Genomic DNA, 23,039 nt, shown 5'->3' on the forward strand with positions numbered 1-23,039 from the left:
GCATGGCCATCGAATACCGCGAATGGCGCGAGGGCGACGACCTGGCGCTTCTGGAACTCTGGGGAGGCCCGGAGACTGAGCAGGCACGGCAGTTCCGCGGCACCTTGGCGCCTTCGGGCAACTCTCCGTGGCGACGCTGCATCGTGGCCGAGGATGTCGTGGACGGTGTGGCCATCCCGATCGGAGCGGCCGTGGTCCACGAGGCCTCCCTCCACCCGGAGCGGCTCTGGGCCTACATCGAGGTGGCGCGGGACCACCGCCGTGCCGGCGTCGGCTCCACCCTGCTGACGATGCTGCGGCACGAAGCCGGCCAGGCGCCGTCGGGCGTTGCCAAGCTGCGGACCAAGGTGGAACCGGGCACGCCCGGAGCCGCTTTCGCCGAAGCTGCCGGCCTGGCTCCGATCCAGCGCTCACGCCTCGTTGTCATCGAGCCGGCGGCGCTCAAGCTGCCGGTCTTCGGCGACGGTTCCGAGGCCGCGGCGTCGGAACAAATCGAGGACCTTGCCACCGGCTCGGTTGAGCTGAGCGACGTCGTCGGCCGGTACTACACGGCCGTTCACGGCTGGGACAGCCCGGGCGAGCTGAGCATCGGCACGGTGCAGCGTTTGTTCCTCGACGAGCTCAGCGGGGCCCACGGCGCGATCGTGCTGCGGGCCCCGAAAGCCAGCGCGTTCGGCCAGGGTGTACCGGCCAGCAGGAAGGGCAGGCTCGAGGCGTTTGCCATAAGCTACGCGGAGCTTGCCCCCGGCGGCGGGAACCCGGGTGGCGGCGACGGGTCCGCGTCGGGCCAGCCCACGGACGTGTTCGTCGGCCATGAGCCGAAGCTGTCCGAGGAGGAAGCCCGCGCCGCCGTCCGCGACTTGTTGGCGCTGATCGCGTTCCAGCACCCCGTGGTGCTGGAACTGGACGACTCGATGGCTGCGCTGCGCGCCGTCGTCGAACCTTTGCTGGAGAGCGGTAAGGCACGCCTCCGGGGAAGCGAAACCCAGGTGGTTTCCGACCCCGCCTAGCGACTAAAACCTGATGACCCGCAGCGGATGCCGTTCAACGGCGCCTGCTGCGGGTCATCGTGGTTTGAGGACTACTTCCCTGCGGGGAGCACCGGGGGAACGAAATCGAACGTCATTCCCAGCAACCACACGAGCAGGAGCACTACGGGAAGGTGGAATACGAACTGCAGGAACGTGAAGCCCACAAGGTCCCGGGCCTGCAGCCTGAGCACCGCAAGCAGTGGCAGCATAATGAACGGGTTGATCAGGTTGGGCAGGGCCTCGGCGATGTTGTAGATCTGGACGGTCCAGCCCAGGTTCATGTTCACGTCCGTGGCTGCCTGCATCACGTACGGCGCCTCCACCAGCCATTTCCCCCCGCCGGAGGGAACGAACAGCCCCAGCACGGCGGTATAGAGGGCAATGACGACGGCGAACGCGCCGCCGCCGCCGATGTCCGAGAAGAATTCGGCCAGGTGTGCCGACAGGGACACGCCGCCGTGGCCTGTCGCCTTCGTGAGGATGGCGGCCATGGCCGCATAGAGCGGAAACTGCACGAGGATGCCCGCGGTCGCCGGCACGGCCTTGGTCACGGCCTGCAGGAAGTTCCGGGGTGTCCGATGCAGAACGAGTCCCAGGACGAGGAACACCAGCAGGTATCCGTTAAGGCTGCTCACTACTGTCAGGAACGGCTTGGTGACGAACTGCGACACCAGCCAACCCAAGGTCAGGACCCCGGCGAGGACCGGCAGGATCATGCTGTATTCCAGCCATTCGCCGGGACGGGACCGCGGCGCCGGTTCGCTGGGTTCGTCGTCGAGGTCCACGCCGAGGTCCTCGGCGGTGCGCAGGCGGCACCGCGCGGCGCCGAGAAATGGGCGATGACCGTGGTGAGCGCCATGAGGATGAGCAAGGTGAGCCCGGGTGTCAGCGGGAAGCCGGCAATGCCAATTCAGCGCCTGCCTGCCGGCCGGCGCGGCGGCCAGGGGATAAAGCCCGACGTCGACTCCACGTATTCCTTGTAGCCCGGCCTGGCGGACATCGCCTTCTCCGTCAGCGGCTTCCCGGTTTTGCCTGCAAGGGCCCAGACCATCAGCGCGGGGGACAGGACGGTGAGGATTCCCGGCCAGGAGTCTGCGGAAATCAGGAACAGGCCGGCCCACACGGCGGCGTCGCCAAAGTAGTTGGGGTGCCTGGTGTAACGCCACAGCCCCGTGTTCAGCACGGTTCCCTTGTTGGCCGGGTCCTTCTTGAACTGTGCGAGCTGCCAGTCACCCACGGATTCGAACACGAAGCCGATGACCCACAGCAGCACTCCGAGGACCGCCACCCAGCCCAAGGCACCGGTGGCGAACATCCCCACCTGCACCGTCAGCGAAACGAAGAACATCACCATGCCCTGGGGCAGGTAGACGCGGCGCAGGGCATAGGCATTGCGTGAGCCGGGTGCCGTCCTGAGCATTGCCTCGTAGCGGGGGTCCTCATGGCCGCCGCGGGCCCGCCAGCCGATGTGGGTACCGAGGCGAAGGCCCCACACGCCCGTCAGCAGCAGGAGCAGGAGGCGCCTGCCGTCGTCGCCCGTTCCGGCGGACAGCAGCCAGGACACAGCGGCGACGGCCACGAAGCCGGGTCCCCACGCCACGTCCATCACCGAATGCCGCCGCTGGGCGACGGCCACGGCGAACGTGACGGCCAGGGCGACGGCCACGGCCAGGACTGTCCACGGCAGGCTTGCCATGAATTCGTTGATCGGAAACGCGGCCATGGTCACAGCACCACCGGCGTGCCGGGTTCTGTTGCGGGCAGCAGGGCATCAAACCGTGCCGGGCCGGCGCCGATTTCCACGCCTGCGGCTTCACCGAAGGCTTTGAGGACAAAGCCGGTGGCCAGGGTGTGCCACAGCCGGATCCGGCGGATCATGAAGTGACCGGCGCCGGCCAGGGAGACGTAGCGAAGCTCATCAGCCACGGCGGCGGCGCGCTGGGCAAATTTCAGCGACTCGGCCGGGCTCGTCCAGCGGTCTGCGGAGCCGTGCACAATGAGCACTTTGCGTCCGGCTACCGGGTCGGCGGGCGTGCCGGCATTCAGCCAAGGGGCCAGGGACACCACGGCATCCACCAGGGGATCGTCGGCCACGCAAATGGCGGTGAGTCCTCCCATCGAGTGGCCCAGCAGGTACACGGGCACGCCAGGGTGCTGATCATGGATCCGGGCGAGCGCCCACCGGGCATCCTGCAGCGGTGACATGTCCGGGCCGTTCCAGCCGCGGACGCTGTTCCGAAGGGTCCAGACCGCAAGCCCGTGCTTACGGCCGGCGCGGTGGAGATGCTTCGCGAAGGGCACCATGCGGGCGGGGCTCAGGTGGCGCGCCTCCACCGGCTCGTAGCTGTGCGAGCGCCCGCCGTGGAGCACCAGGGCCACGCCGAGGGTGGCACCCGCCGCATCCCGAACGGTCAGCACGGGCTTGGTGATAACTTCGTCATTCCTGCGATTACCCACGCGGGCCTCCAGACTCCTCGTCCTACAGTTATAAACCCCGGGATGCAGGCGTTTAGTTCCGGGCGGAGCCGGACTGTTGAGGGCCTGTGGTCTCCCGGGGTCTTACAAGGTGTTCGGAGCAGCGGCGCCCGGAGATTGCTGCTCCGTTGCCGCTCCGAAATTCCCTTGACGGTGCCCGCGGAGGGGGTGTATCCCTGTCCAGTAAGCTCCGGTCGTTAAATCTGATGGGAAGCGAACACAACGGTCCGGATCCGATGTCGAAGAGGATCGGCGGTATTGCAAATGAACGCAAAAACGCTCGACGCCCTGCGGGAACAGGTGCGCGGGCAAGTGATCACCCCGGACGACGCGGACTATGACTCTGCACGAGCCGTCCACAACGGAATGATCGACAAGCGGCCCGCAGCCGTATTGCGGGTGTCCCAAGTGGCGGACGTCATCGCCGCCGTCAACTACGCCAGGGACAACGCCGTGGACCTCGCGATCCGGGGAGGCGGACACAGCGGGCCGGGGTTTGGCACGGCGGATAATGCGCTGGTCATCGACTTTGCCAACACCCGGGGGGTCCGGGTCGATCCGGTCAGCAAAACAGCCAGGAGTGAGGCCGGCGCAACGTGGGCCGACTTCAATCACGCCACGCACGCTTTCGGGCTGGCGACCACCGGCGGCATCGTCGGTTCGACCGGTGTTTCGGGGCTGACCCTCGGCGGAGGAATAGGCTACCTGGACCGGAAATACGGACTCAGCTGCGACAACCTGCTCTCGGCGGACGTCGTCACCGCGGACGGGAACTTCCTCACGGCCAGCGAAAACGAGAACGAGGATCTGTTTTGGGCGCTGCGCGGCGGTGGCGGGAACTTCGGCGTCGTGACCTCGCTGGAATACCGCTTGCATCCCGTGGACATGGTCCACGCCGGCATCATCATCTACCCGCTGGAGCACGCAGAGACCGTCGCGAAGTTCTACCGCGAGCACCTGGCTGCAGCTCCCGAGGAGCTGGGCGCTTTCCTCGCCTTCCACCAGGGGCCGCCGGTTCCGTTTCTTCCGGAGGAATGGCATGGGAAACCGGTCTGCATTGTGGTCGGCATGTGGACAGGCGACCCGGCCGAAGGGCCGGCCCGCTGGCAGCCGTTCCTCGACGCCGCGCCAGTGGCAGGGTCCATGGTGGCGCCGATGCCCTATCCGGCCTTGAATTCGGCCTTCGACGGGATGTATCCCAAGGGGCTCCTGGCCTACTGGAAGGCGGCCTTCCTGTCCGAGCTCAGCGACGGTGCCATCAACGCGCACCTCGAGTACGGGAAGCTGGTGCCGAGCATCTCGACCGCCGTGCACATCTACCCGATCGACGGCGCAGTGCACCGTGTGGGCGTCACGGACACGGCGTTCCCCAACCGGAACGCCAAATTCTCCCCGGTCATTGCATGCCATTGGGAGGATCCCGGGGATTCCGAGGCTAACATCGCCTGGGTACGGGATTACGCGGCGGCGCTGCAGCCTTACTCGGAGACCGCGGGCTACATCAACTTCCAGGACAGCGATGACATGCCCCGGGTCGCGGAGAACTACGGACCGAACTTTGCACGGCTCGCCTCAATCAAGGGCAAGTACGATCCGGGGAACCTGTTCCATGTGAATCAGAACATCAAGCCCCAGTAAAGTGCAGGCATGAGGTTTTACTGCTGATGGGTGCCGGACACTCCCACGGTCACACAGATCATTCGGAGCCGACACCACGGGCTCTTGCCGCGCGCAAACGGGCCAACTGGCTACTGGCGGCGGTGTTGATTCCGCTGACCCTCCTGACCCTGGCGTCCATGGCCATGATGTGGCCGTCCGGGGACAAGGAGGACCTGAAGCTGGCCAGCCCGTATGCGGCGGCACCGGGTGTGACTTTCGACACCGGCAAGATCCAGCGCGTGGTGGTGGAAAGCTGCACCCAGGGCGCCACACCACAACAGGGCGCGCAGCCCGGCACCGGCCAGGACGGCGCTGCCCAGCCCGGCGCCGGCCAGGAAGGCGCTGCCCAGCAGGGGAGTAACTGCACCTTCGCCTTCACGGAGCCGGACAAGGGCGGCAACCCCGTCAAAGTGGTGATCAACCCGGACGTGGTGAAGTCCCACGGCGTCAAGGTTGGGGACAACATCCGCTACCTGAACCTCTCCAACGCCCAAGGCGCATCCGCAGGCCAGGGCGCCCCGGGCTACATCTTCGTGGACTTCGTCCGCACCATGCCCATCATCCTGCTGGCTGTCCTCTACGCCGTGGTGGTGATCGCCGTTGCACGTTGGCGCGGACTGCGGGCGCTCATCGGACTCCTCGGCGCCTACGCGGTGCTGGTGTCCTTCATGCTGCCGGGCCTGGTGGAAGGAAAACCGCCCCTGCTGCTGGCGCTGGTGGGATCCACGGTGATCATGATCGGCGTCCTCTACTTCGCCCATGGATTCTCGGCACGCACCTCCACGGCGCTGCTGGGCACAATGTTCGGCCTGGGCATCACAGCGCTCCTGGCGGCGTGGGCCACCGACGCGGCAAACCTGGCCGGTGTGGGCAGCCACGACGCCGCCACCCTGGCCAATATCTCGGACAACATCTCCATTTCCGGCATCATCCTCTGCGGCCTGATCATTTCCGGACTCGGCGTACTGAACGACGTCACCATCACGCAGTCCTCCGCCGTGTGGGAACTGTACGAGCTTGCACCGGAGACCAGCGCCCGCCAGCTCTTCTCCTCGGCGATGCGGATCGGCCGGGACCACATCGCGTCCACCGTCTACACCATCGCCTTCGCCTACGCGGGCGCCGCGCTGCCCATCCTCATCATCGTGATGTTGTACGACCGTCCCCTCGGCGAGGCACTGACCAGTGCGGAACTGTCCGAGGAAGTCATCAGGACGCTCGTCGGTTCCGTGGGGCTGGTGCTGGCCATCCCCGTCACCACTCTGATCGCGGTGCTGGTGGTCAAGGCCACCGGGATCAAACCGGCCGCCGGCCTGCAGGCGGAGGGCAGTGCTTCCGGCGACACCGTTTCCGGGCGTCCGCCTGTAACGCCCGACGACGTCGCGGACACCGGCGCGCTCGCGGCGGCAGCGGCGGTTTCGCGCGCTGGGCGGACGCGGGCGGCCGGTTCCCGCGCCTCCCGTGAAGACGCGAGCGAAGCAGGAACGGAAGGTGCCCGGGACGGCGGGCGGGAGGCATTGCCCGGCGGTAGGCGCGCACGGCGGGCGGCAGAACGGGAGTAGCGGGGGGACTCGCCGCCGTCGGAGCGGCGTTCCGGCACGCGGCTCGCCGATTTGCCCGGCTTTGAGACAATGAACGGGTGACTGTTGTAGCAATGCCTCCCGCCCCCAAGCTGGAACTCCCGCCCCTGAAGCTCGGCCCCATCACGGTGGACACCCCCGTGGTGTTGGCACCCATGGCCGGAATCACCAACACCGCATTCCGCAGGCTGTGCCGGGAATACGGCGGCGGCCTGTACGTTGCGGAGATGGTCACCTCCCGGGCGCTCGTGGAGCGCACCCCCGAATCCCTGCGGATCATCTCCCACGACCCGGATGAAAAGGTGCGGTCCGTCCAGCTCTACGGCGTGGATCCCGTGACCGTGGGCCAGGCTGTCCGGATGCTGGTCGACGAGGACCGGGCGGACCACATCGACCTTAACTTCGGCTGCCCGGTGCCCAAGGTGACCCGCCGGGGCGGCGGCTCCGCGCTGCCGTGGAAGATCGACCTCTTCACGTCCATCGTGCAGACGGCCGTCCGCGAGGCCTCCAAGGGCGGCATCCCGCTGACCATCAAGATGCGCAAGGGCATCGACGAGGACCACCTGACGTACCTCGACGCCGGCCGGATCGCCCGCGATTCCGGCGTTGCCGCCGTCGCACTCCACGGCCGCACGGCCTCGCAGTTCTACTCCGGCCAGGCCGACTGGTCCGCGATCGCGCGGCTGCGTGAAGCGCTGCCGGATGTACCGGTGCTGGGCAACGGCGATATCTGGTCCGCGGAGGACGCCGTGCGGATGGTCCGCGAAACCGGAGTGGACGGCGTGGTGATCGGCCGCGGCTGCCAGGGCCGCCCCTGGCTTTTCGGTGACCTGCAGGCCGCCTTCGAAGGCAGCGAGCACCGCCACCGTCCGGGCCTTCGCGAGGTGGCCGACGGCGTCTATCGCCACGCCCAGCTCATGATCGAAACCTTCGGCAATGACGAATACAAGGCCCTGCGGGAGATCCGCAAGCACATGGCCTGGTACTTCAAGGGCTACGTGGTGGGCGGCGAACTCCGCGCCAAACTCGCCACCGTTCCCACCCTGGAGGTCCTGCGCGAACTCCTGGACCAGCTGGACATGGACCTGCCCTACCCGGGCATCGATTCCGAAGGTCCGCGCGGCCGGGCAGGTTCTCCCAAGAAGCCCGCGCTGCCCAAGGACTGGCTGCTCAGCCGGCAGATGGACGCTGACCAGACCCGCGACATCGCCGCCGCCGAACTGGACGTGTCAGGTGGCTGAAACCCGGACTGCCGCACCCGTGCTGCCGGGCTATGAGGCCCACGATTCCGCCCGCTGGGTGGAGGAACCGCCCAAGACCACGTACCGCTCCGACTTCGAGCGGGACCGGGCACGGGTCCTGCACTCGTCCGCGCTGCGCCGGCTCGGCGCCAAAACCCAGGTGGTGGCGCCCGACACCGACGACTTCGTCCGGACCCGGCTCACGCACAGCCTTGAAGTGGCCCAGGTCGGCCGCGAACTGGGACGGACGCTCGGCTGCGACCCCGACGTCGTGGACACCGCCTGCCTCAGCCACGACCTCGGCCACCCGCCGTTCGGGCACAACGGCGAATCCGCGCTGAACGAGATGGCGCACGGCATCGGCGGGTTCGAGGGCAATGCCCAGACTCTCCGGCTGCTGACCCGGCTCGAGCCCAAGGTCCTGGCTCCGGACGGAACACCTGCGGGGCTGAACCTCACCCGCGCCAGCCTGGACGCCGCCGCCAAATACCCGTGGTCAGCGCTGAATGCCCCCGTGATCCACGGCCAGCGCACCAGTAAATTCGGCGCCTACGAGGACGATCTGCCGATCTTCGACTGGCTCCGCCAGGGTGCACCCGAACGGCGGTCCTGCCTGGAAGCCCAGGTCATGGACCTCGCCGACGATATCTCCTACTCGGTCCACGACGTTGAGGACGCCATCGTGGCAGGCCACTTCCAGCTGCGCTGGATGGACAACCCGGACCACCGTGCCCGCGTGGTGGGGTACGCCAAGCAGTGGTACCTGCCCCACAATGACCCCGCCGCCATCGACGCCGCCCTGGCCCGGCTCGAGGCCACCGACGTCTGGGTCCGCGAAGCCGACGGCAGCCGCAAGGCGATGGCCGCGCTGAAAGACATGACCAGCCAGCTGATCGGCAGGTTCTGCCAGAGTGCACTGGAAACCACGCGCACCGTCTACGGCCCCGAAAACCTGACCCGGTACAACGCCGAGCTGATGGTGCCGGACGAGACCGTGATGGAAATCGCGGTCATGAAGGGCCTGGCCACCACGTTTGTGATGACCACCGAGCACCGCCAGCCGATTTATGAACGCCAGAGGGAGGTCCTGCACGCCCTGGTGACAGCGCTGAACGCCACCGGGGACCGCCACCTGGAGCCGATGTTCGCCGCCGACTGGAGGGATGCGGCCGACGACGGCGCCCGCCTGCGCGTGGTCATCGACCAGGTCGCGTCACTCACCGACGGTTCCGCGCTGGCCATGTACGAGCGGTTGGTCGGCAGCCTGCCCTCGCTTTGGTGACTTTGGACGCAACTGCCCACATACGGCCGATGGCGCTTGGGCCGGCCTTGGACCCGGGGACTAGGATGGCTCTGTGGCTGGGCTGATCAAACGCGAAGATATTGACGAAGTACGCCAGCGCACGGACATCAAGGAAGTCATCGACGGCTACGTGACGCTCAAGGGCGCCGGCCTGGGCTCGTTCAAGGGCCTGTGCCCCTTCCATGACGAGCGCTCGCCGTCATTTACCGTCCGCCCCCAGGTGGGCCGGTACCACTGCTTCGGCTGCGGCGAGGACGGCGACGTCATCTCCTTTGTCCAGAAGCTGGACCACACCTCATTCCATGAAGCCGTGGAAAAACTGGCGGCAAGGATCGGCTTCGAACTGCGGTATGAGGACGGCGGCACGGGTCCGAACCGGGAAGACGTGGGCAAGCGCCAGCGACTCCTGGATGCCCACAAAGTGGCTGACGAGTTCTTCCGTGCCCAGCTGCTGACCCCCGCCGCCGCCGAGGGACGCAACTTCCTCCATGGACGCGGCTTTGACCGCGCCGCCGCCGAGCAGTTCGGTGTCGGCTACGCCCCGCAGGGCTGGGATGCGCTACTCAAACACCTCCGCGGCCGCGGCTACACGGACGCCGAGCTCAAACTCACGGGGATGTTCTCTGAAGGCAATAGGGGGATCTACGACCGCTTCCGCGGGCGCCTGATCTGGCCCATCCGGGACATCGCCGGTGACACCATCGGCTTTGGCGCGCGCAAACTCTACGAGGACGACCAGGGCCCCAAATACCTCAATACCCCCGAAACCACGCTCTACAAGAAGTCCCAGGTTCTCTACGGCATCGACCTCGCGAAGCGGAACATCGCCAAGGACCGCCAGCTGGTGGTGGTGGAGGGCTACACCGACGTGATGGCCTGCCATCTGGCAGGGGTTCCGACGGCGGTGGCCACCTGCGGCACCGCCTTCGGCGCCGACCACATCAAGATTGCCCGGCGGCTGCTGTCCGACGACGGCACCGGGGGAGAGGTCATCTTCACTTTCGACGGCGACGCCGCCGGTCAGAAGGCTGCCCTGCGGGCCTTTGAAGAGGACCAGAGATTCGTGGCGCAGACTTACGTCGCGGTGGAACCGACCGGCGCGGACCCGTGTGAGCTGCGCCAGGCCAAGGGGGACGCTGCCGTCCGGGACCTGATAGGCACCCGTCGGCCGCTGTTCGAATTCGCCATCAGGGCCTCCCTGAAGAGGCACAACCTGGACACGGTGGAGGGCCGCATCGCCGCGTTGCGCGAATCCGCGCCGGTGGTGGCCCAGATCCGCGATGCCGGCATCCGGCCCGCCTACGCTCGCGAGCTTGCCGGCTGGCTGGGCATGCCTGTCGAGGAGGTCAGCCGCGCAATGGCTGTCGCCGCCAAACGTGCCGCCCAGGGTGAAACGCCCGCAGGCCAGGGCACAGGCCAAGGCGCAGCACATCAGCGGACAGGCGCGGCTCCCGGCATTGCCGAGTTGCCGGCGTCGGGCGTGGTGCCCTCCTTCAACAGGCCGGACCCCAGGGACCCGGTGGCGTCCATGGAGCGGCAGGCACTGGAAGTGGCGCTGCAGGAGCCTGCCACGCTCGCCGGAGGGATCTGGGACCGGTTCAGTGCGGCCGGATTCAAGACCCCTGCCTACCAGGCAGTCCACGAGGCCATGCGCGCCTCGGGGCCCGGCCTGACGGGTGATCCGGTGCGGTGGGTGGAACAGGTGATGCACGAGGTACCGGAGCCGCTCCGCCCGCTGGTCTCGGAGCTTGCCGTCGTGCCGCTGCCGGCGAGCAACGCAGAAGGTGTGCTCAAGTACTGCCGCGACATCCTGGCCCGGCTGTTTGAACTGCAGATCACCAGGGTCAAAGCGGACAAGATGGGGCAGTTGCAGCGGCTGGACGCCTCGGCCCAGCCGGAAGAGTTCCAGCGGCTGAACCGTGAGCTGATGATGCTGGAAATGGAACGCCGTTCGCTGCGTTCCGATGCCTAGGTTCAGCTCGATTTCACTTCCTGACGGGGGCTTGCTAGGCTAGTACCCGCTTCATTCCTCCTTAGCTCAATTGGCAGAGCATTCGACTGTTAATCGAAGGGTTGCTGGTTCAAGTCCAGCAGGAGGAGCGCGCAGTCCCCGTTCCGGGTCACCGGGACGGGGACTTTTTATACCCAGGCAGGGTATTTCGGGTCGCTGCGACAGCCGATTTCCCATTGGGGCAAAACCTTTGCTAATGTCATACCTGCTTCATTCCTCCTTAGCTCAATTGGCAGAGCATTCGACTGTTAATCGAAGGGTTGCTGGTTCAAGTCCAGCAGGAGGAGCGGACAGGCCCCGTGGCCGGCGAGTAGCCGGCCACGGGGCCTTTTTTCTTGGGGCGCGTTAGTTTGCACGCGTTAAACGAAGTCCATCTCCACCTGCAGGAAGCGTTCGGCCTCGGCAATGGCCGCCTGGAACGCCTCGTCCTCGGTGGGGGATTTCCGCGGCTCCCGCGGGTGCCATTCATGCGGCGCGGAATGCACCCTCGTGAAGCCCTCGTTCGGTGGGGCATAGAAGATTCCAAACCGCTGCACGGGCCACTCAGGGGATGTCTCCGGGGCCACCAGGAGCGCTGCGTTGAACGCGGGATTGAACCACTGGGCGATCGGGCGCCGCCGGTCCTCGGTGAAAAGGCCGGCCGCGTAGAGGGCAGCTGATTGGGCGCTGGTCTGGGAGCACAGGCGTTCCCACCACAGGGGCAGGATGCCGGCGTCGCATCGCTGCCACGTGGCCGGTAAGGGCTGATGGTGCTGCCGGTCGGGCACAGAATAACTTTATCGCGCGCTGAATTCCGCGAACAGGGGCGTTAGGGCCTGTTCCAGGGGCCGGGATTGACCCGGTACAGGAGGGCGGAGCCGGCGATCGCGCCCAGGATGATGCCCATGGCCGGGTTCCCCATCGCGCGTCCGGCGAAGTACCCGGCGACGGCGCCAATCACCGCTCCGAGGAACAGCCCCCTGCGGTTTCGGTGCGGTTTTTTGGCCATGGTGTTAGCGTACCGGGACGTTGCGGGCGCCCTAGTGGATCGAGCCGCCCTAGTGGATCGAGGGGACAGTGCGCGGCCGGACCACGAGCCATAGTGCGGCCGCTGCCAGCAGGATGCTCGAGGCCTGGACGCCGCCCATGACGGTGGCCGAGATGTCGCCGAACCAGCCCACCACGGGGGACACAATGCCGGCCATCATGAAGGTTGCCGCTCCCAGCAGCGACGCGGCCGTTCCTGCCTGTGCTCCGTGCTTGGACAGCGCAAGGACCTGGACGCAGGGGAACATAAAGCCGGTGCCGAGGATGTAGAACCAGAGCGGCACCATCACGCCCCAGAGCCCGAAGCCAAGCTGGTCGAACACGACGATCAGCACGGCCATCAGGAACATCCACGCGGTGGAGCATGCCAGGATCCACTGCGGCGGGACCCGCCTGATCACCCGGGCGCTGGTTTGCACGCCGGCCACGATGCCCAGTGAGTTAATGCCGAAGAGCAGGCCGTACTGCTGGGGCGTGAACCCGTACACGTCCTGGAAGAGGAAGGGGGAAGCTGAGAGGTACGCGAAGAGCCCGGCGAAATTCATGCCGCCAACGAGCAGCAGGCCAACGAAGATCCGGTCCGAAAACAGGAGCTTGTAGCGCTGCCCCGCAGTGAGGCCCGACTTGCCGCGGAGTTCGCGGGGGAGGGTTTCGCGCACCAGGAGGGTGGCGGCAATGATCACCAGCGTGCCGTAGCCGGCCAGGAAGTAGAAGATGCCCGGCCAGGGCATGATCAGCAAAAGTTGCGAGCCAATGACCGGCGCCAGGATCGGGGCCAGGCCGTTCACCAGTGCCATCCGGGAGAACATCCGCACCATGGCGTACCCGCTGAAGAGGTCCCGCACCATGGCCATTGCCACCACGCCGCCTCCGGCCGCGCCGATGCCCATCAGCACACGGAAGAGTCCCAGCGTGGCAAGGTCCGTGGAGAGCGCTGCGCCCACCGAGGCGGTGATGTGCAGCGCGGTGGCAAGGATCAACGGAAGCCGCCGGCCGAACTTGTCGCTCAGCGGCCCCACCACCAGCTGGCCCAGGGCGAAGCCCACGGTAGTGCCGGTCAGCGTGAGCTGGACTTCCGCTTCGGACACTCCAAGGCTTGCCTCCAGGGCGGGAAAGGCCGGGAGATAAAGGTCGATCGTAAAGGGGCCGAGCGCCGTTAGGGCGCCAAGGAGGAGGATGTACAGGAGTTTCCGTTTGCGGCTCAAGGAGTCGCCCGGATTGGCGGGGATGCTCACAGAGAACCATCCTATGGCCCTCAGATCATACTTTTACAGCGTTGCAGGGCGCGCCACGCGTTATTACCCGAAGGAGGGTCTGAACCTGAATGATAGTTTTGACAGCGGGGAGTGTGTGAAGCGCCGCAGGCCCCCGGAATCCAGCGGAATCCGAATCAAAGATGGAACCAGTTAGGCGGGATCGATGAGCGGACGACACAGCGGCCGGACCAACGGCGGACTGAGTATTGGGGCGTTGCCCAAAACGCTGAGGCTGGTTGCCAAGCTGGCGCCAAGGCAGCTTAACGACGAGATTGCCCTCGCGAAGATCGAGATCCAGCGCAAGGGCATCCAGGTCGGGACGGCGGCAGCGTTTTTCGCCGTCGCACTCCTGTTCGTGGCCTTCCTCGTCACCGGACTCATCGTTGCCGCGATCATGGGTCTTGCCACCATCATGCCCGCCTGGCTGGCGGCCCTCCTGGTGTGTGCCGTCTTCCTCATTATCGCCCTCATCGGCGCGCTGGTCGGCCTGCGGAAATTCAAGAAGGCCATGCCCCTGGTTCCCGAGGAAACGATCCGCGGACTCAAGCACGATCTCGGCATCGTGAAGGAGGGCTCGGACTTCAACCCGGCCGTCCTGGATCCGTCTTCCGAAGAGGCCAAGGCAGCCAAGGCGGCCAAGGAAGCGCAGAAGGCAAAGGACAAGGCGGAGAAGGAAGCCAAGGAAGCGGCCAAGCCGGACCTGGGGCCCGCCCCCACGGAAGCCGAGCTGCGTAGCCGCCTCGACAAGCGCCGCCGCCACCTGACCGGCGTCCGCGATGAGCTCGGCGAGGAGCTCGACGTCAAGACCCAGGCCCAGATCCTGCTGGGCGCCACCCAGGCCCAGCTGAAGACCGGCAAGGAACGCGCCGGCCACCAGTTCGAATCCTTCGGCCGCTCTGCGTCCAGTTTCCTGAACCGGGCCAACGAGGGACAGACCGGAGTGCGCTGGAAGCCGCTGGCGGCCCTGGCCGCATCCGCCGCCGTCTTCGTCGTCCTGCTCCGAAAGCTCCTCAAGGGTTAAGCCCAGGCACTGGCAAGAAAGCCACTGGCAAGACTGCCACTGCCAGGACAGGCCACCACAAGGATAGGCAACTGCGAGGTCAAGGCACTACCCACGCAGCCATGGCGGAAACGGAAGGAGGTTAGGGATGAAGTTCATCAACGCCGGCGCGCGTCCGGGCCAGAGGCATGTGGACAGCGACGCCGTCTTCACCATCCCCAACGTCCTGACGGTCCTCCGGTTCATGGGTGTACCGCTTTTCATCTGGCTGGTTTTGGGGCAGCACGAGTACGCACTGGCCGCACTCGTCCTGGTCATCATGGGCAGCACGGACTGGGTGGACGGATACATTGCCCGCCGCTTCAACCAGACGTCCCGGCTGGGCCGGATCATGGATCCGGTAGCAGACCGGCTGGCGCTCATTGCCGTGGCGGTCACCCTGGTGATTGCCGGCGTCGTGGAGTGGTGGTACCTGACCGCCCTGGTAGTCCCGGATGCCATCCTGCTGGCCGCTTCGCTTTTCTACTTCCGCAGCCACCCCGATCTCCCCGTCAGCCGCATCGGCAAGATCCGTACCGCTCTCCTCCTCGTGGGCACCCCGCTGCTGGTGCTCGCCAAACTGCCTATCCCGCTGACCGAGGTCTATTTCGTTGCGGCGTGGATCTTCCTTGGGCTCGGACTGCTGGGCCACTGGGTGGCCGGCTACAACTACTTTGTGGCCATCATCCGTAAGGGCAGGCTCAAGGCCGCGGGCGACGGCGGACCCGGCTGATGGTGTGGCTTGCCGTCTTCCTGGCGGTGTTGGGTGCCTTTTGCCTGGCCATTGGCGCGCAGCGCCAGGGCAGTGCAGTCAAAGCGGACACCGGCGGCCTTTCGCTCAGCACTCATGGCTTCCTTCGGCTGCTCCGGAACCCGCGCTGGGTATTCGGGCTGCTGCTGCTTTGCGCCGGCATGGCGATGAACGCCGTGGCCCTCGTATCGGCACCGCTGACGGTGGTGCAGCCGATCGGTGCAATCGCGTTGGTCATCACCACTGTGGTCAATGCCAAGGACCAGGGCCTGAGCATTAACCGTGCCACCGTGGTGGCCATCTCAGCCTGCGTCACAGGTTCGGCGATGTTCGTCCTGCTGGCAGTGAACGTGACGCAGGAAAACCATCACGTGAGTTTCGACGACGAACTCACCATCGTGCTGCTGCTTAGTCTGGCCGTGGGCCTCTTCGGTACCCTGGCGCTGGTGTTCAAACACCGGATGAGCGCCTTCATCTACATCCTGGGGGCCGGCGTCCTGTTCGGCTTCGTTGCGGTGCTGACCCGGATCATCGGCAAACACCTGCTCGATCCGAACGGACTGGCCCTGCTCAACGTGCAATGGTATTCCGTGGTGGCCATTGTGGCTGCCGGCGGCCTGGGCTCGTGGTTCGTGCAGTCGGCTTACTCCGGCGGGCCGCCGGACCTTGTCATCGCCGGGCTGACGGTCATCGACCCCATCGTGGGCATCGCCATCGGCATTGCCATCCTCGGCGAACTCCGGCCGGATGTCCACGCCGTATTGGCGATTGCCATGGGGACAGCCGCTTCCCTTGCTATCGTGGGGGTAATCGCCCTCTCGCGGCACCATCCCGAAGTGACCAAGCGCAAGAAGGACGCGCGCACGGCCGCTGGACGGGTGTCGTAGGGCGAGCGATATCCAGACTTCACCAGAAGTCCCGGCGCCACCGCGCCGAGGGACAGCTGGCCGCTACAGCCAGTGCTGACCGCACCGTGACCACCAGGAGCTCTCCACGTGACCATGCCCGACAGCAAGCAATCACTCACCATCCTGATTGCTGCGGACACCTACCCGCCCCACGTCAACGGAGCCGCTCAATTCGGATACCGGCTGGCCAAGGGCATGACCGCACGCGGACACGACGTCCATGTGCTCGCGTGCCGGCCGGACAAGGGCAAGAGCTTCACAGAGTTTCGCGCGGAGGGCACCGTGCACCGGATCCGCTCCCACTCCGTGCCCACGCACGAGTACTTCCGGATCACGTTCCCCTGGGAAATCAAGAAGGAGATCAGCCTCCTGTTCGACCGCGTCAAGCCGGACGTAGTGCATATCCAGAGCCATTACATGATCGGCGAGCACGTGCTCTACGAGGCAGAGCGGCGCGGCGTCAGGATTGTGGCCACCAACCACTTCATGCCTGAGAACCTGAACCCGTTCCTGCCGTTCCCGCAGTGGTTCAAGGACATCGTGGGACGCATCTCCTGGAAGGACATGGGAAAGGTGATGGGAAAGGCCGACGTCGTCACCACACCCACGCCGCTCGCAGCCAAGGCGATGCACCAGCATGCGTTCCTGCGCAAGGTCCTGCCGCTCTCCAACGGCATCGACTCTGCTGCCTATGAACTTCGGGACGACGAGGTGATCGGGCGGCACCCGCACCCCACCGTGCTTTTTGCGGGCCGCCTCGCGGAGGAAAAGCACGTCAACGTCCTCATCGATGCGGTCGCGAAGACCCCGGCCGAACTGAACGTGCACGTGGAAATCGTAGGCGGCGGCGAAGTGCGGGCCGCCCTCGAAGCCCAGGTGGCGCGGCTGGGGCTGGAATCGCGGGTGAAGTTCCTGGGCCTGGCCAGTGACGCCGAACTGCGCGAGGCCTACATCAAGGCGGACCTGTTCTGCATGCCGGGTACGGCCGAGCTCCAGTCCCTGGTCACGCTGGAGGCCATGTCCGCTTCCACCCCGGTGCTGCTGGCGGATGCGATGGCGCTGCCGCACCTGGTGCGCGACGGCGAGAACGGCTACCTGTTCACTCCCAACGACAGCAACGACCTTGCCGAGAAGATCACCCGCGTCCTTCAGCTTCCGGCCGAGGACCTTGCAGCGATGGGCAAGGCCAGCCGCTGCATGGTGGAGCCGCACAGCATCCAGGGAACGCTGCAGACGTTCGAGGACCTCTATTACGGCGCAAGCTACGACGACAAAGTGGTGTGATCCAAAAGCGGTGTAATCCCAAGGTGCCGCCCGCGCCCGGGGCGCAGGTGCGCGTACCAGGGGATTACTATTGCTAGAGTGTTTTTGCCCCGGAACTGCGGAGGCTCCCGGCGGAGCCTGCAGTCCGCGGGGCACACGGGGCTATAGCTCAGCTGGTTAGAGCGCGGGACTCATAATCCTAAGGTCCTCGGTTCAAGTCCGAGTAGCCCTACGAAACCTCCAGCTTCGCCCCTGGCGGAGCGCCACGGGCAACAGATCCTGTACCACGGGAGCCGTGGCCGATGTTCAGACATCGGCCGCGGCTCCTTTTGTTTGCCTTGTTCCCGCTTGCCCGGCAGCCCGCGCTGGGGTATGTTACTCGTGAGTAACTTACCCTCCCTCGTAGCCCGGGACCTTTGGTCGCTGCTGATCACACGTGAAGGAACAACATGTCCAAAGCTGCAATCGACATCAACAACCTGCCGTACGCCGATGGCGACTTCTTCGCGTTCGAGCAGCTGCTCAGCGCCAAAGAGCGGGACCGGTTGGCCGAGGTCCGGGAGTTCCTGGCGCGCGAGGTCAAGCCCATCGCTGTCGACTGCTGGAACCGCGGCGAGTTTCCGATGGAACTGATCCCGAAGCTGGCCGAGATCGACCTCGTCAGCCCCGTTCGGCGCCAGGGCTACTCCAACCTCTTCGCCGGCATCCTGCACGCCGAGGTCACGCGCGCGGACACGTCCATCGCCACGTTCATGGGCGTCCATGACGGACTGTTCACCGGGTCCATCGAGGCCCTCGCCTCGCAGGAGCAGCAGGATGCCTGGCTGCCGGAAATCTACTCGCTTCAAAAGATCGGGGCGTTCGGCCTCACTGAGCCGCTGGGCGGTTCCGATGTTGCCGGCGGCACCCGCACCACTGCCCGCCGCGAGGGCGACAGCTGGATCCTCAATGGCGCCAAGCGCTGGATCGGCAACGCCACGTTCGCCGACTGGGTGGTCATCTACGCCCGCGACCTCGCCGACAATCAGGTCAAGGGCTTCCTCGTGGACACCGGGACCGAGGGCTACGGCGCCACGAAGATCGAAAACAAGATCTCGCTGCGCACCGTCCAGAACGCCGACATCACGCTGGAAAACGTCGTGGTGCCGGACTTCTTCAAGCTCGCCAACGCCAACAGCTTCCGGGACACCAACAAGGTCCTGAAGGTAACCCGCCTCGCCGTAGCCTGGCAGGCCGTCGGCCAGCAGCTCGCGGCCTTCGACGTCGCCAGGCGCTATGCCGTGGAGCGCAGCCAGTTTGGCCGGCCGATCGCCTCATTCCAGCTGGTCCAGAACCAGCTCGTGCAGATCCTTGGCAACGCCGTCAGCTCCATGGGCATGATGGTCCGCCTGTCCCAGCTTGAAGACGCGGGCGAAGCCAAGGACGAGCAGTCCGCCCTCGCCAAGGCCTTCACGACGGCACGAATGCGCGAAAGCGTGGCGATGGGCCGCAGCCTCCTCGGCGGCAACGGCATAGTCACCGACTACGAGATGGCCAAAATCTTCTCGGATGCCGAAGCCATCTACTCCTACGAGGGCACGCACGAGATCAACACCTTGGTAACGGGCCGCGCCATCACCGGCATTTCGGCAATCGTCTAGTCCGTCATCCTCATCCCGGCACACGCAGGGGAAGCAGGATGGAGGGCCGCAGGTCCGCCACCAGGGGCAGCGGATTGATGTATTCCTCGCCCCGCCGCACGCCCCAGTGAACGCACGGCATGGCGGCGCAGTGGCCCGGCAACACTGTTCCGAGGACATCCCCCTTTGACACTGTGGCCCCGGATGCAAGGCCACTTTCCACTGGCTCGAAACTGCTGCGGAGCCCATTGCCGTGATCGATGGTGATCACCGGGCGGTCCACCACCACGCCTACGAAGCTGACGGTTCCCGACTGCGGTGCGGTGACCGGGGCGCCGTCGACCGCTGCCTGGAGGTCCACGCCGCGGTGCCCGCTCATCCACGGCTTGTCCGGCGGATCGAACGTGCGGAGCACCGCCGGCCTGGGCGCCAGCGGCCAGCTCCAACCCGACGTTGGCGCAGCGGCGGGCACTGAGGCAGTGCCGGCGGCGGCCCCGGAAACCGGGACCATTGCTGACGCTGCCAGTACAAGGGTTGCCAACAGGATTCCGGCTTTCATTCCCTCAGCCTGCCCGCGTCGGGCATCCTGTGACAGGGGCGCGTACCGGTATGTGGATAAGCCGGAAAGCGGTCCGGTAAATGGCAAGGCGGCAGGCCTGAAAATGGTCCGATCCGGTGGGCCCGCTGTAGTACACTTGACGGAGCAGTTTGCTGTGCCCTCAACGATGCCCGGCCGGCGGTTCAAGTCACTTTCTGGTCGCTTGGTCCTTCCGGTCGTTCTAGTCAGCACGTCTCATTCAGAGGTGTGGGGGAGCAGTGGCTGACTACGCGTATCCAGCCCTCCTCGCAAGAAGCCGAAAACTTCCGGTGCGGAGGACTGTGCCTCCTGCGGTCCGTGCCATATGGAACGGATGGGAAGTGCAGTGGATGCCAGGAGCAGCGTCCGCCTGGGCGAAGCTATTCAACCGTCAACTATTGGCAGGGTAAGAGAGCCTTGGGTTCTCTCATGAATGACCTGCCGGAAGGAGCGTCGGCATGCCCGTCGTAACTATGCGCCAGCTGCTTGACAGCGGCGTCCACTTTGGACACCAGACCCGTCGTTGGAACCCGAAGATGAAGCGATTCATCTTCACGGAGCGCAACGGCATCTACATCATTGACCTGCAGCAGTCGCTGTCCTACATCGACCGTGCCTACGAGTTCGTGAAGGCCACCGTTGCCCACGGCGGCACCGTCCTCTTCGTCGGCACCAAGAAGCAGGCGCAGGAATCCATCGCCGAGCAGGCCACCCGCGTTGGCCAGCCGTACGTCAACCAGCGTTGGCTCGGCGGTATGCTGACCAACTTCCAGACGGTCTCCAAGCGTATCCAGCGCATGAAGGAACTCGAAGAGATCGACTTCGATGACGTCGCCGGTTCCGCTTACACCAAGAAGGAACTGCTGCTCCTTCGCCGTGAACTCACCAAGCTCGAGACCAACCTCGGCGGTATCCGCAACCTGACCAAGGCACCTTCCGTGCTCTGGATCGTGGACACCAAGAAGGAACACCTCGCCGTTGACGAGGCCAAGAAGCTGAACATCCCGGTTGTTGCCATCCTGGACACCAACTGCGATCCGGACGAAGTCGACTTCCCGATCCCGGGCAACGACGACGCCATCCGCTCCGTCAACCTGCTGACCCGCGTTGTTGCTGACGCTGTTGCTGAGGGCCTGATCGCCCGTAACCAGCGCGCAACCGGCACCACGGAAGCTCCGGAAGAGCCGCTGGCCGAGTGGGAGCGCGAGCTCCTCGAAGGCAGCAAGTCTGAAGAAGCTCCCGCCGCCGCAGAGGCACCGGCTGCTGAAGAAGCTCCGGCTGCTGAAGAGGCTCCCGCCGCTGCAGAGGAAGCTCCGGCAGCTGCCGAAGCAACCGAACCTGCCGCCGGCGAAGCCGACGCTGCCAAGTAGCAGACAAGTAAATCTGGACCATCCCCGGCACTGTCCGCAGTGCCGGGGGTTTCTGACAGGATGGCCGCTCACTACGTGAGCTGCCGTCCTGTCAGTCCGTACACCACACAAAATTTCTAGACAGAGGGGTTCACATGGCGAACTACACTGCCGCTGATATCAAGGCTCTGCGTGAGCGCACTGGCGCCGGCATGATGGATGTCAAGAAGGCTCTTGACGAAGCCAACGGTGACGCCGAAAAGGCCATCGAGATCATCCGCATCAAGGGCCTGAAGGGCGCTACCAAGCGTGAAGGCCGCTCCACCGCAGAAGGCCTGGTTGCTGCCAAGGTTGACGGCGGCGTCGGCGTAATGATCGAAGTCAACTGCGAGACCGACTTCGTGGCAAAGGCTGACAAGTTCATCCAGCTCGCCGACAAGGTCCTGGCCATCGCGGTCGAGTCCGGCGCAGCCGACATCGAAACCCTGCTGGCCACCGAGGTCGACGGCAAGCCGCTGTCCGAGGTCGTCGTCGAAGAGGGCGCGATCCTCGGCGAAAAGGTTGTTGTCCGCCGTATCGCCCGCATCGAGGGCGGCACTGTTGACGCCTACCTGCACAAGACCTCCAAGGACCTCCCGGCCCAGGTCGGCGTCCTGTTCGCCGTTGAGGGCGAAGGCGAAACGGCCGCAACCGCAGCACACGACGTTGCTGTCCACGTTGCCGCCATGGCTCCGAACTACCTGACCCGCGAAGACGTTCCGGCTGAGCTTGTTGAGTCCGAGCGCCGCATCGCCGAGGAAACGGCCAAGGCTGAGGGCAAGCCCGAGGCAGCCATGACCAAGATTGTGGAAGGCCGTGTCACGGGCTTCTACAAGGGTGAGGTGCTGGTTGACCAGGCATTCGCCAAGGACGCCAAGAAGTCTGTGGCGCAGATCCTCGACGAGGCCGGCGTCAAGGCTACGGCCTTCGCGCGTTTCCGCGTCGGTTCCTAGTTAGACACGCAAAGGGGTGGTCACTTCGGTGGCCGCCCCTTTTGCATGCAATCGCAGCCCCGGGGCTGCACGAACGGGCCGGGGAAATGACACCTTTGGCCATCCGGCACGATAACCTAGCTCAGAGCTCATTTACGGGAAGGCACCATGGAAACCGTCAACAATTCTGTCCAGTCAGAGAAGAGCCGGCGTCGCGTCCTCCTGAAACTGTCCGGCGAGGTCTTCGGCGGCGGAAAGCTGGGCGTCGACCCTGATACCGTCCGCGGGGTCGCCAAGCAGATTGCCGCAGCAGTTCCCGACGTTGAGGTTGCGATCGTCGTGGGCGGCGGCAACTTCTTCCGCGGCGCCGAACTGTCGCAGAGCGGCATGGACCGCTCCCGCGCCGACTACATGGGCATGCTGGGTACCGTGATGAACTGCCTCGCCCTCCAGGACTTCCTGGAACAGGCCGGCGTCGAGACCCGCGTGCAGAGCGCCATCACCATGGGCCAGGTAGCCGAGGCGTACATTCCCCGCCGCGCCATCCGCCACATGGAAAAGAACCGCGTCGTGATCTTCGGCGCTGGCGCAGGCCTGCCTTATTTCTCCACCGACACCGTTGCAGCCCAGCGTGCGCTGGAAGTCCATGCCGACGTCGTGCTGATGGCAAAGAGCGGAGTGGACGGCGTCTACACCGCCGACCCCAAGAAGGACCCCAGCGCCGAGAAGCTTGAACGGCTCAGCTACGACGACGCCCTGCGCCGCGACATCCGCGTCATGGACCAGACGGCCATGACCATGTGCAAGGACAACAACCTCACCATGGTGGTGTTCGGCATGGAAGGCGAAGGCAACGTGACCCGGGCCATCCGCGGCGAGCAGCTGGGCACCGTAGTCACCCCCTAGCAACAGCTAGGATGATTTGAGGAAGGCCGGCCCGGTGGGCAGGCCGCAAAGACGGAACGAACCGTGCATTCCGG

At 65.6% G+C, this 23,039-nt stretch carries 21 protein-coding genes and 3 tRNA genes; 17 read left to right on the forward strand and 7 right to left on the reverse strand.

What is annotated here, in order from left to right:
- Window positions 1–2: 2 nt before the first annotated feature.
- Entirely contained in the window at window positions 3–1,010 is a 1,008-nt protein-coding gene (locus tag J2S97_RS12045; RefSeq protein WP_307049672.1) for a GNAT family N-acetyltransferase, read from the forward strand.
- 71 nt (window positions 1,011–1,081) lie between these two features.
- Here the strand turns inward: J2S97_RS12045 and J2S97_RS12050 are convergent, their stop codons facing one another.
- The 3 genes from J2S97_RS12050 to J2S97_RS12060 all read right to left on the reverse strand — a co-directional run bounded on the left by J2S97_RS12050 (window position 1,082) and on the right by J2S97_RS12060 (window position 3,488).
- Complete coding sequence (locus J2S97_RS12050; RefSeq protein WP_307049674.1) at window positions 1,082–1,816, reverse strand: TIGR00366 family protein; 735 nt, start codon at window positions 1,814–1,816, stop codon at window positions 1,082–1,084.
- A gap of 125 nt (window positions 1,817–1,941) precedes the next feature.
- Entirely contained in the window at window positions 1,942–2,754 is an 813-nt protein-coding gene (locus tag J2S97_RS12055; protein ID WP_307049676.1) for a DUF1295 domain-containing protein, read from the reverse strand.
- Between the two features lie 2 nt (window positions 2,755–2,756).
- Window positions 2,757–3,488, reverse strand: coding sequence for an alpha/beta hydrolase (locus tag J2S97_RS12060; protein WP_307049678.1), 732 nt, complete (start codon window positions 3,486–3,488; stop codon window positions 2,757–2,759).
- A 282-nt stretch (window positions 3,489–3,770) separates the two neighbouring features.
- Here J2S97_RS12060 and J2S97_RS12065 point away from each other — a divergent pair, with 282 nt between their 5' ends.
- The 7 genes from J2S97_RS12065 (at window position 3,771) to J2S97_RS12095 (ending at window position 11,587) form a co-directional block, all read left to right on the forward strand.
- Window positions 3,771–5,144, forward strand: coding sequence for an FAD-binding oxidoreductase (locus J2S97_RS12065; protein ID WP_307049680.1), 1,374 nt, complete (start codon window positions 3,771–3,773; stop codon window positions 5,142–5,144).
- A 26-nt stretch (window positions 5,145–5,170) separates the two neighbouring features.
- Entirely contained in the window at window positions 5,171–6,727 is a 1,557-nt protein-coding gene (locus J2S97_RS12070) for a YibE/F family protein (RefSeq protein WP_307049682.1), read from the forward strand.
- A gap of 77 nt (window positions 6,728–6,804) precedes the next feature.
- The gene (dusB, locus tag J2S97_RS12075) at window positions 6,805–7,986 is read left to right on the forward strand and encodes a tRNA dihydrouridine synthase DusB (protein WP_307049684.1); all 1,182 of its coding nucleotides are present in this window, start codon (window positions 6,805–6,807) and stop codon (window positions 7,984–7,986) included.
- Window positions 7,979–9,268: a deoxyguanosinetriphosphate triphosphohydrolase gene (locus tag J2S97_RS12080; RefSeq protein ID WP_307049686.1), complete on the forward strand. Its 1,290-nt coding sequence runs from the start codon at window positions 7,979–7,981 to the stop codon at window positions 9,266–9,268. Before dusB ends, J2S97_RS12080 begins: the two co-directional genes overlap by 8 nt.
- Window positions 9,269–9,341: 73 nt before the next feature.
- Window positions 9,342–11,261 carry a DNA primase gene (dnaG, locus tag J2S97_RS12085; protein WP_307049688.1) on the forward strand — a complete coding sequence of 640 codons (1,920 nt, stop codon included), beginning with the start codon at window positions 9,342–9,344 and terminating at the stop codon, window positions 11,259–11,261.
- 55 nt (window positions 11,262–11,316) lie between these two features.
- Window positions 11,317–11,389: transfer RNA gene (locus J2S97_RS12090), tRNA-Asn, on the forward strand.
- A 125-nt stretch (window positions 11,390–11,514) separates the two neighbouring features.
- A tRNA-Asn gene (locus tag J2S97_RS12095) sits at window positions 11,515–11,587 on the forward strand.
- Between the two features lie 72 nt (window positions 11,588–11,659).
- Here J2S97_RS12095 and J2S97_RS12100 read toward each other — a convergent pair.
- Genes J2S97_RS12100 through J2S97_RS12110 form a run of 3 tightly spaced genes read right to left on the reverse strand, consistent with a single transcriptional unit; the run spans window position 11,660 to window position 13,561 of the window.
- Window positions 11,660–12,067, reverse strand: a complete 408-nt coding sequence (locus tag J2S97_RS12100) for a hypothetical protein (protein ID WP_307049689.1) — start codon at window positions 12,065–12,067, stop codon at window positions 11,660–11,662.
- A gap of 41 nt (window positions 12,068–12,108) precedes the next feature.
- Window positions 12,109–12,288 (reverse strand): hypothetical protein, encoded by a 180-nt coding sequence (locus J2S97_RS12105; protein ID WP_307049691.1) that lies wholly within the window; start codon window positions 12,286–12,288, stop codon window positions 12,109–12,111.
- Window positions 12,289–12,337: 49 nt separating this feature from the next.
- Window positions 12,338–13,561 carry a multidrug effflux MFS transporter gene (locus tag J2S97_RS12110; RefSeq protein WP_307049693.1) on the reverse strand — a complete coding sequence of 408 codons (1,224 nt, stop codon included), beginning with the start codon at window positions 13,559–13,561 and terminating at the stop codon, window positions 12,338–12,340.
- Window positions 13,562–13,745: 184 nt separating this feature from the next.
- Between J2S97_RS12110 and J2S97_RS12115 the strand changes: the two genes are divergently transcribed.
- The 6 genes from J2S97_RS12115 (at window position 13,746) to J2S97_RS12140 (ending at window position 19,183) form a co-directional block, all read left to right on the forward strand.
- Entirely contained in the window at window positions 13,746–14,603 is an 858-nt protein-coding gene (locus tag J2S97_RS12115) for a phage holin family protein (RefSeq protein WP_307049695.1), read from the forward strand.
- 127 nt (window positions 14,604–14,730) lie between these two features.
- The gene (locus J2S97_RS12120; protein ID WP_307049697.1) at window positions 14,731–15,354 is read left to right on the forward strand and encodes a CDP-alcohol phosphatidyltransferase family protein; all 624 of its coding nucleotides are present in this window, start codon (window positions 14,731–14,733) and stop codon (window positions 15,352–15,354) included.
- Window positions 15,354–16,259: a DMT family transporter gene (locus J2S97_RS12125; protein ID WP_307049699.1), complete on the forward strand. Its 906-nt coding sequence runs from the start codon at window positions 15,354–15,356 to the stop codon at window positions 16,257–16,259. The genes J2S97_RS12120 and J2S97_RS12125 overlap by 1 nt, the downstream gene beginning before the upstream one ends.
- A 114-nt stretch (window positions 16,260–16,373) precedes the next feature.
- A complete protein-coding gene (locus tag J2S97_RS12130) occupies window positions 16,374–17,564 on the forward strand; it encodes a glycosyltransferase (RefSeq protein ID WP_373460555.1) in 1,191 nt (396 codons plus the stop codon).
- Between the two features lie 137 nt (window positions 17,565–17,701).
- Window positions 17,702–17,775 (forward strand) — tRNA-Ile (locus tag J2S97_RS12135).
- Between the two features lie 217 nt (window positions 17,776–17,992).
- Window positions 17,993–19,183: an acyl-CoA dehydrogenase family protein gene (locus J2S97_RS12140; RefSeq protein ID WP_307049703.1), complete on the forward strand. Its 1,191-nt coding sequence runs from the start codon at window positions 17,993–17,995 to the stop codon at window positions 19,181–19,183.
- A 10-nt stretch (window positions 19,184–19,193) separates the two neighbouring features.
- On the opposite strand, the gene J2S97_RS12145 is transcribed toward J2S97_RS12140, so the two are convergent.
- Window positions 19,194–19,721, reverse strand: a complete 528-nt coding sequence (locus J2S97_RS12145; protein WP_307049705.1) for a murein hydrolase activator EnvC family protein — start codon at window positions 19,719–19,721, stop codon at window positions 19,194–19,196.
- 476 nt (window positions 19,722–20,197) lie between these two features.
- Here J2S97_RS12145 and rpsB point away from each other — a divergent pair, with 476 nt between their 5' ends.
- The 3 genes from rpsB (at window position 20,198) to pyrH (ending at window position 22,965) form a co-directional block, all read left to right on the forward strand.
- Window positions 20,198–21,109 carry a 30S ribosomal protein S2 gene (gene rpsB / locus J2S97_RS12150; RefSeq protein WP_307049707.1) on the forward strand — a complete coding sequence of 304 codons (912 nt, stop codon included), beginning with the start codon at window positions 20,198–20,200 and terminating at the stop codon, window positions 21,107–21,109.
- A gap of 134 nt (window positions 21,110–21,243) precedes the next feature.
- Window positions 21,244–22,080: a translation elongation factor Ts gene (gene tsf, locus J2S97_RS12155; RefSeq protein WP_307049709.1), complete on the forward strand. Its 837-nt coding sequence runs from the start codon at window positions 21,244–21,246 to the stop codon at window positions 22,078–22,080.
- A gap of 147 nt (window positions 22,081–22,227) precedes the next feature.
- Entirely contained in the window at window positions 22,228–22,965 is a 738-nt protein-coding gene (pyrH, locus tag J2S97_RS12160) for a UMP kinase (protein ID WP_307049711.1), read from the forward strand.
- The last annotated feature ends 74 nt before the right edge of the window (window positions 22,966–23,039 follow it).

Origin of the sequence: Arthrobacter oryzae (assembly GCF_030812315.1) — a bacterium.
Lineage (GTDB): Bacteria > Actinomycetota > Actinomycetes > Actinomycetales > Micrococcaceae > Arthrobacter > Arthrobacter oryzae_B.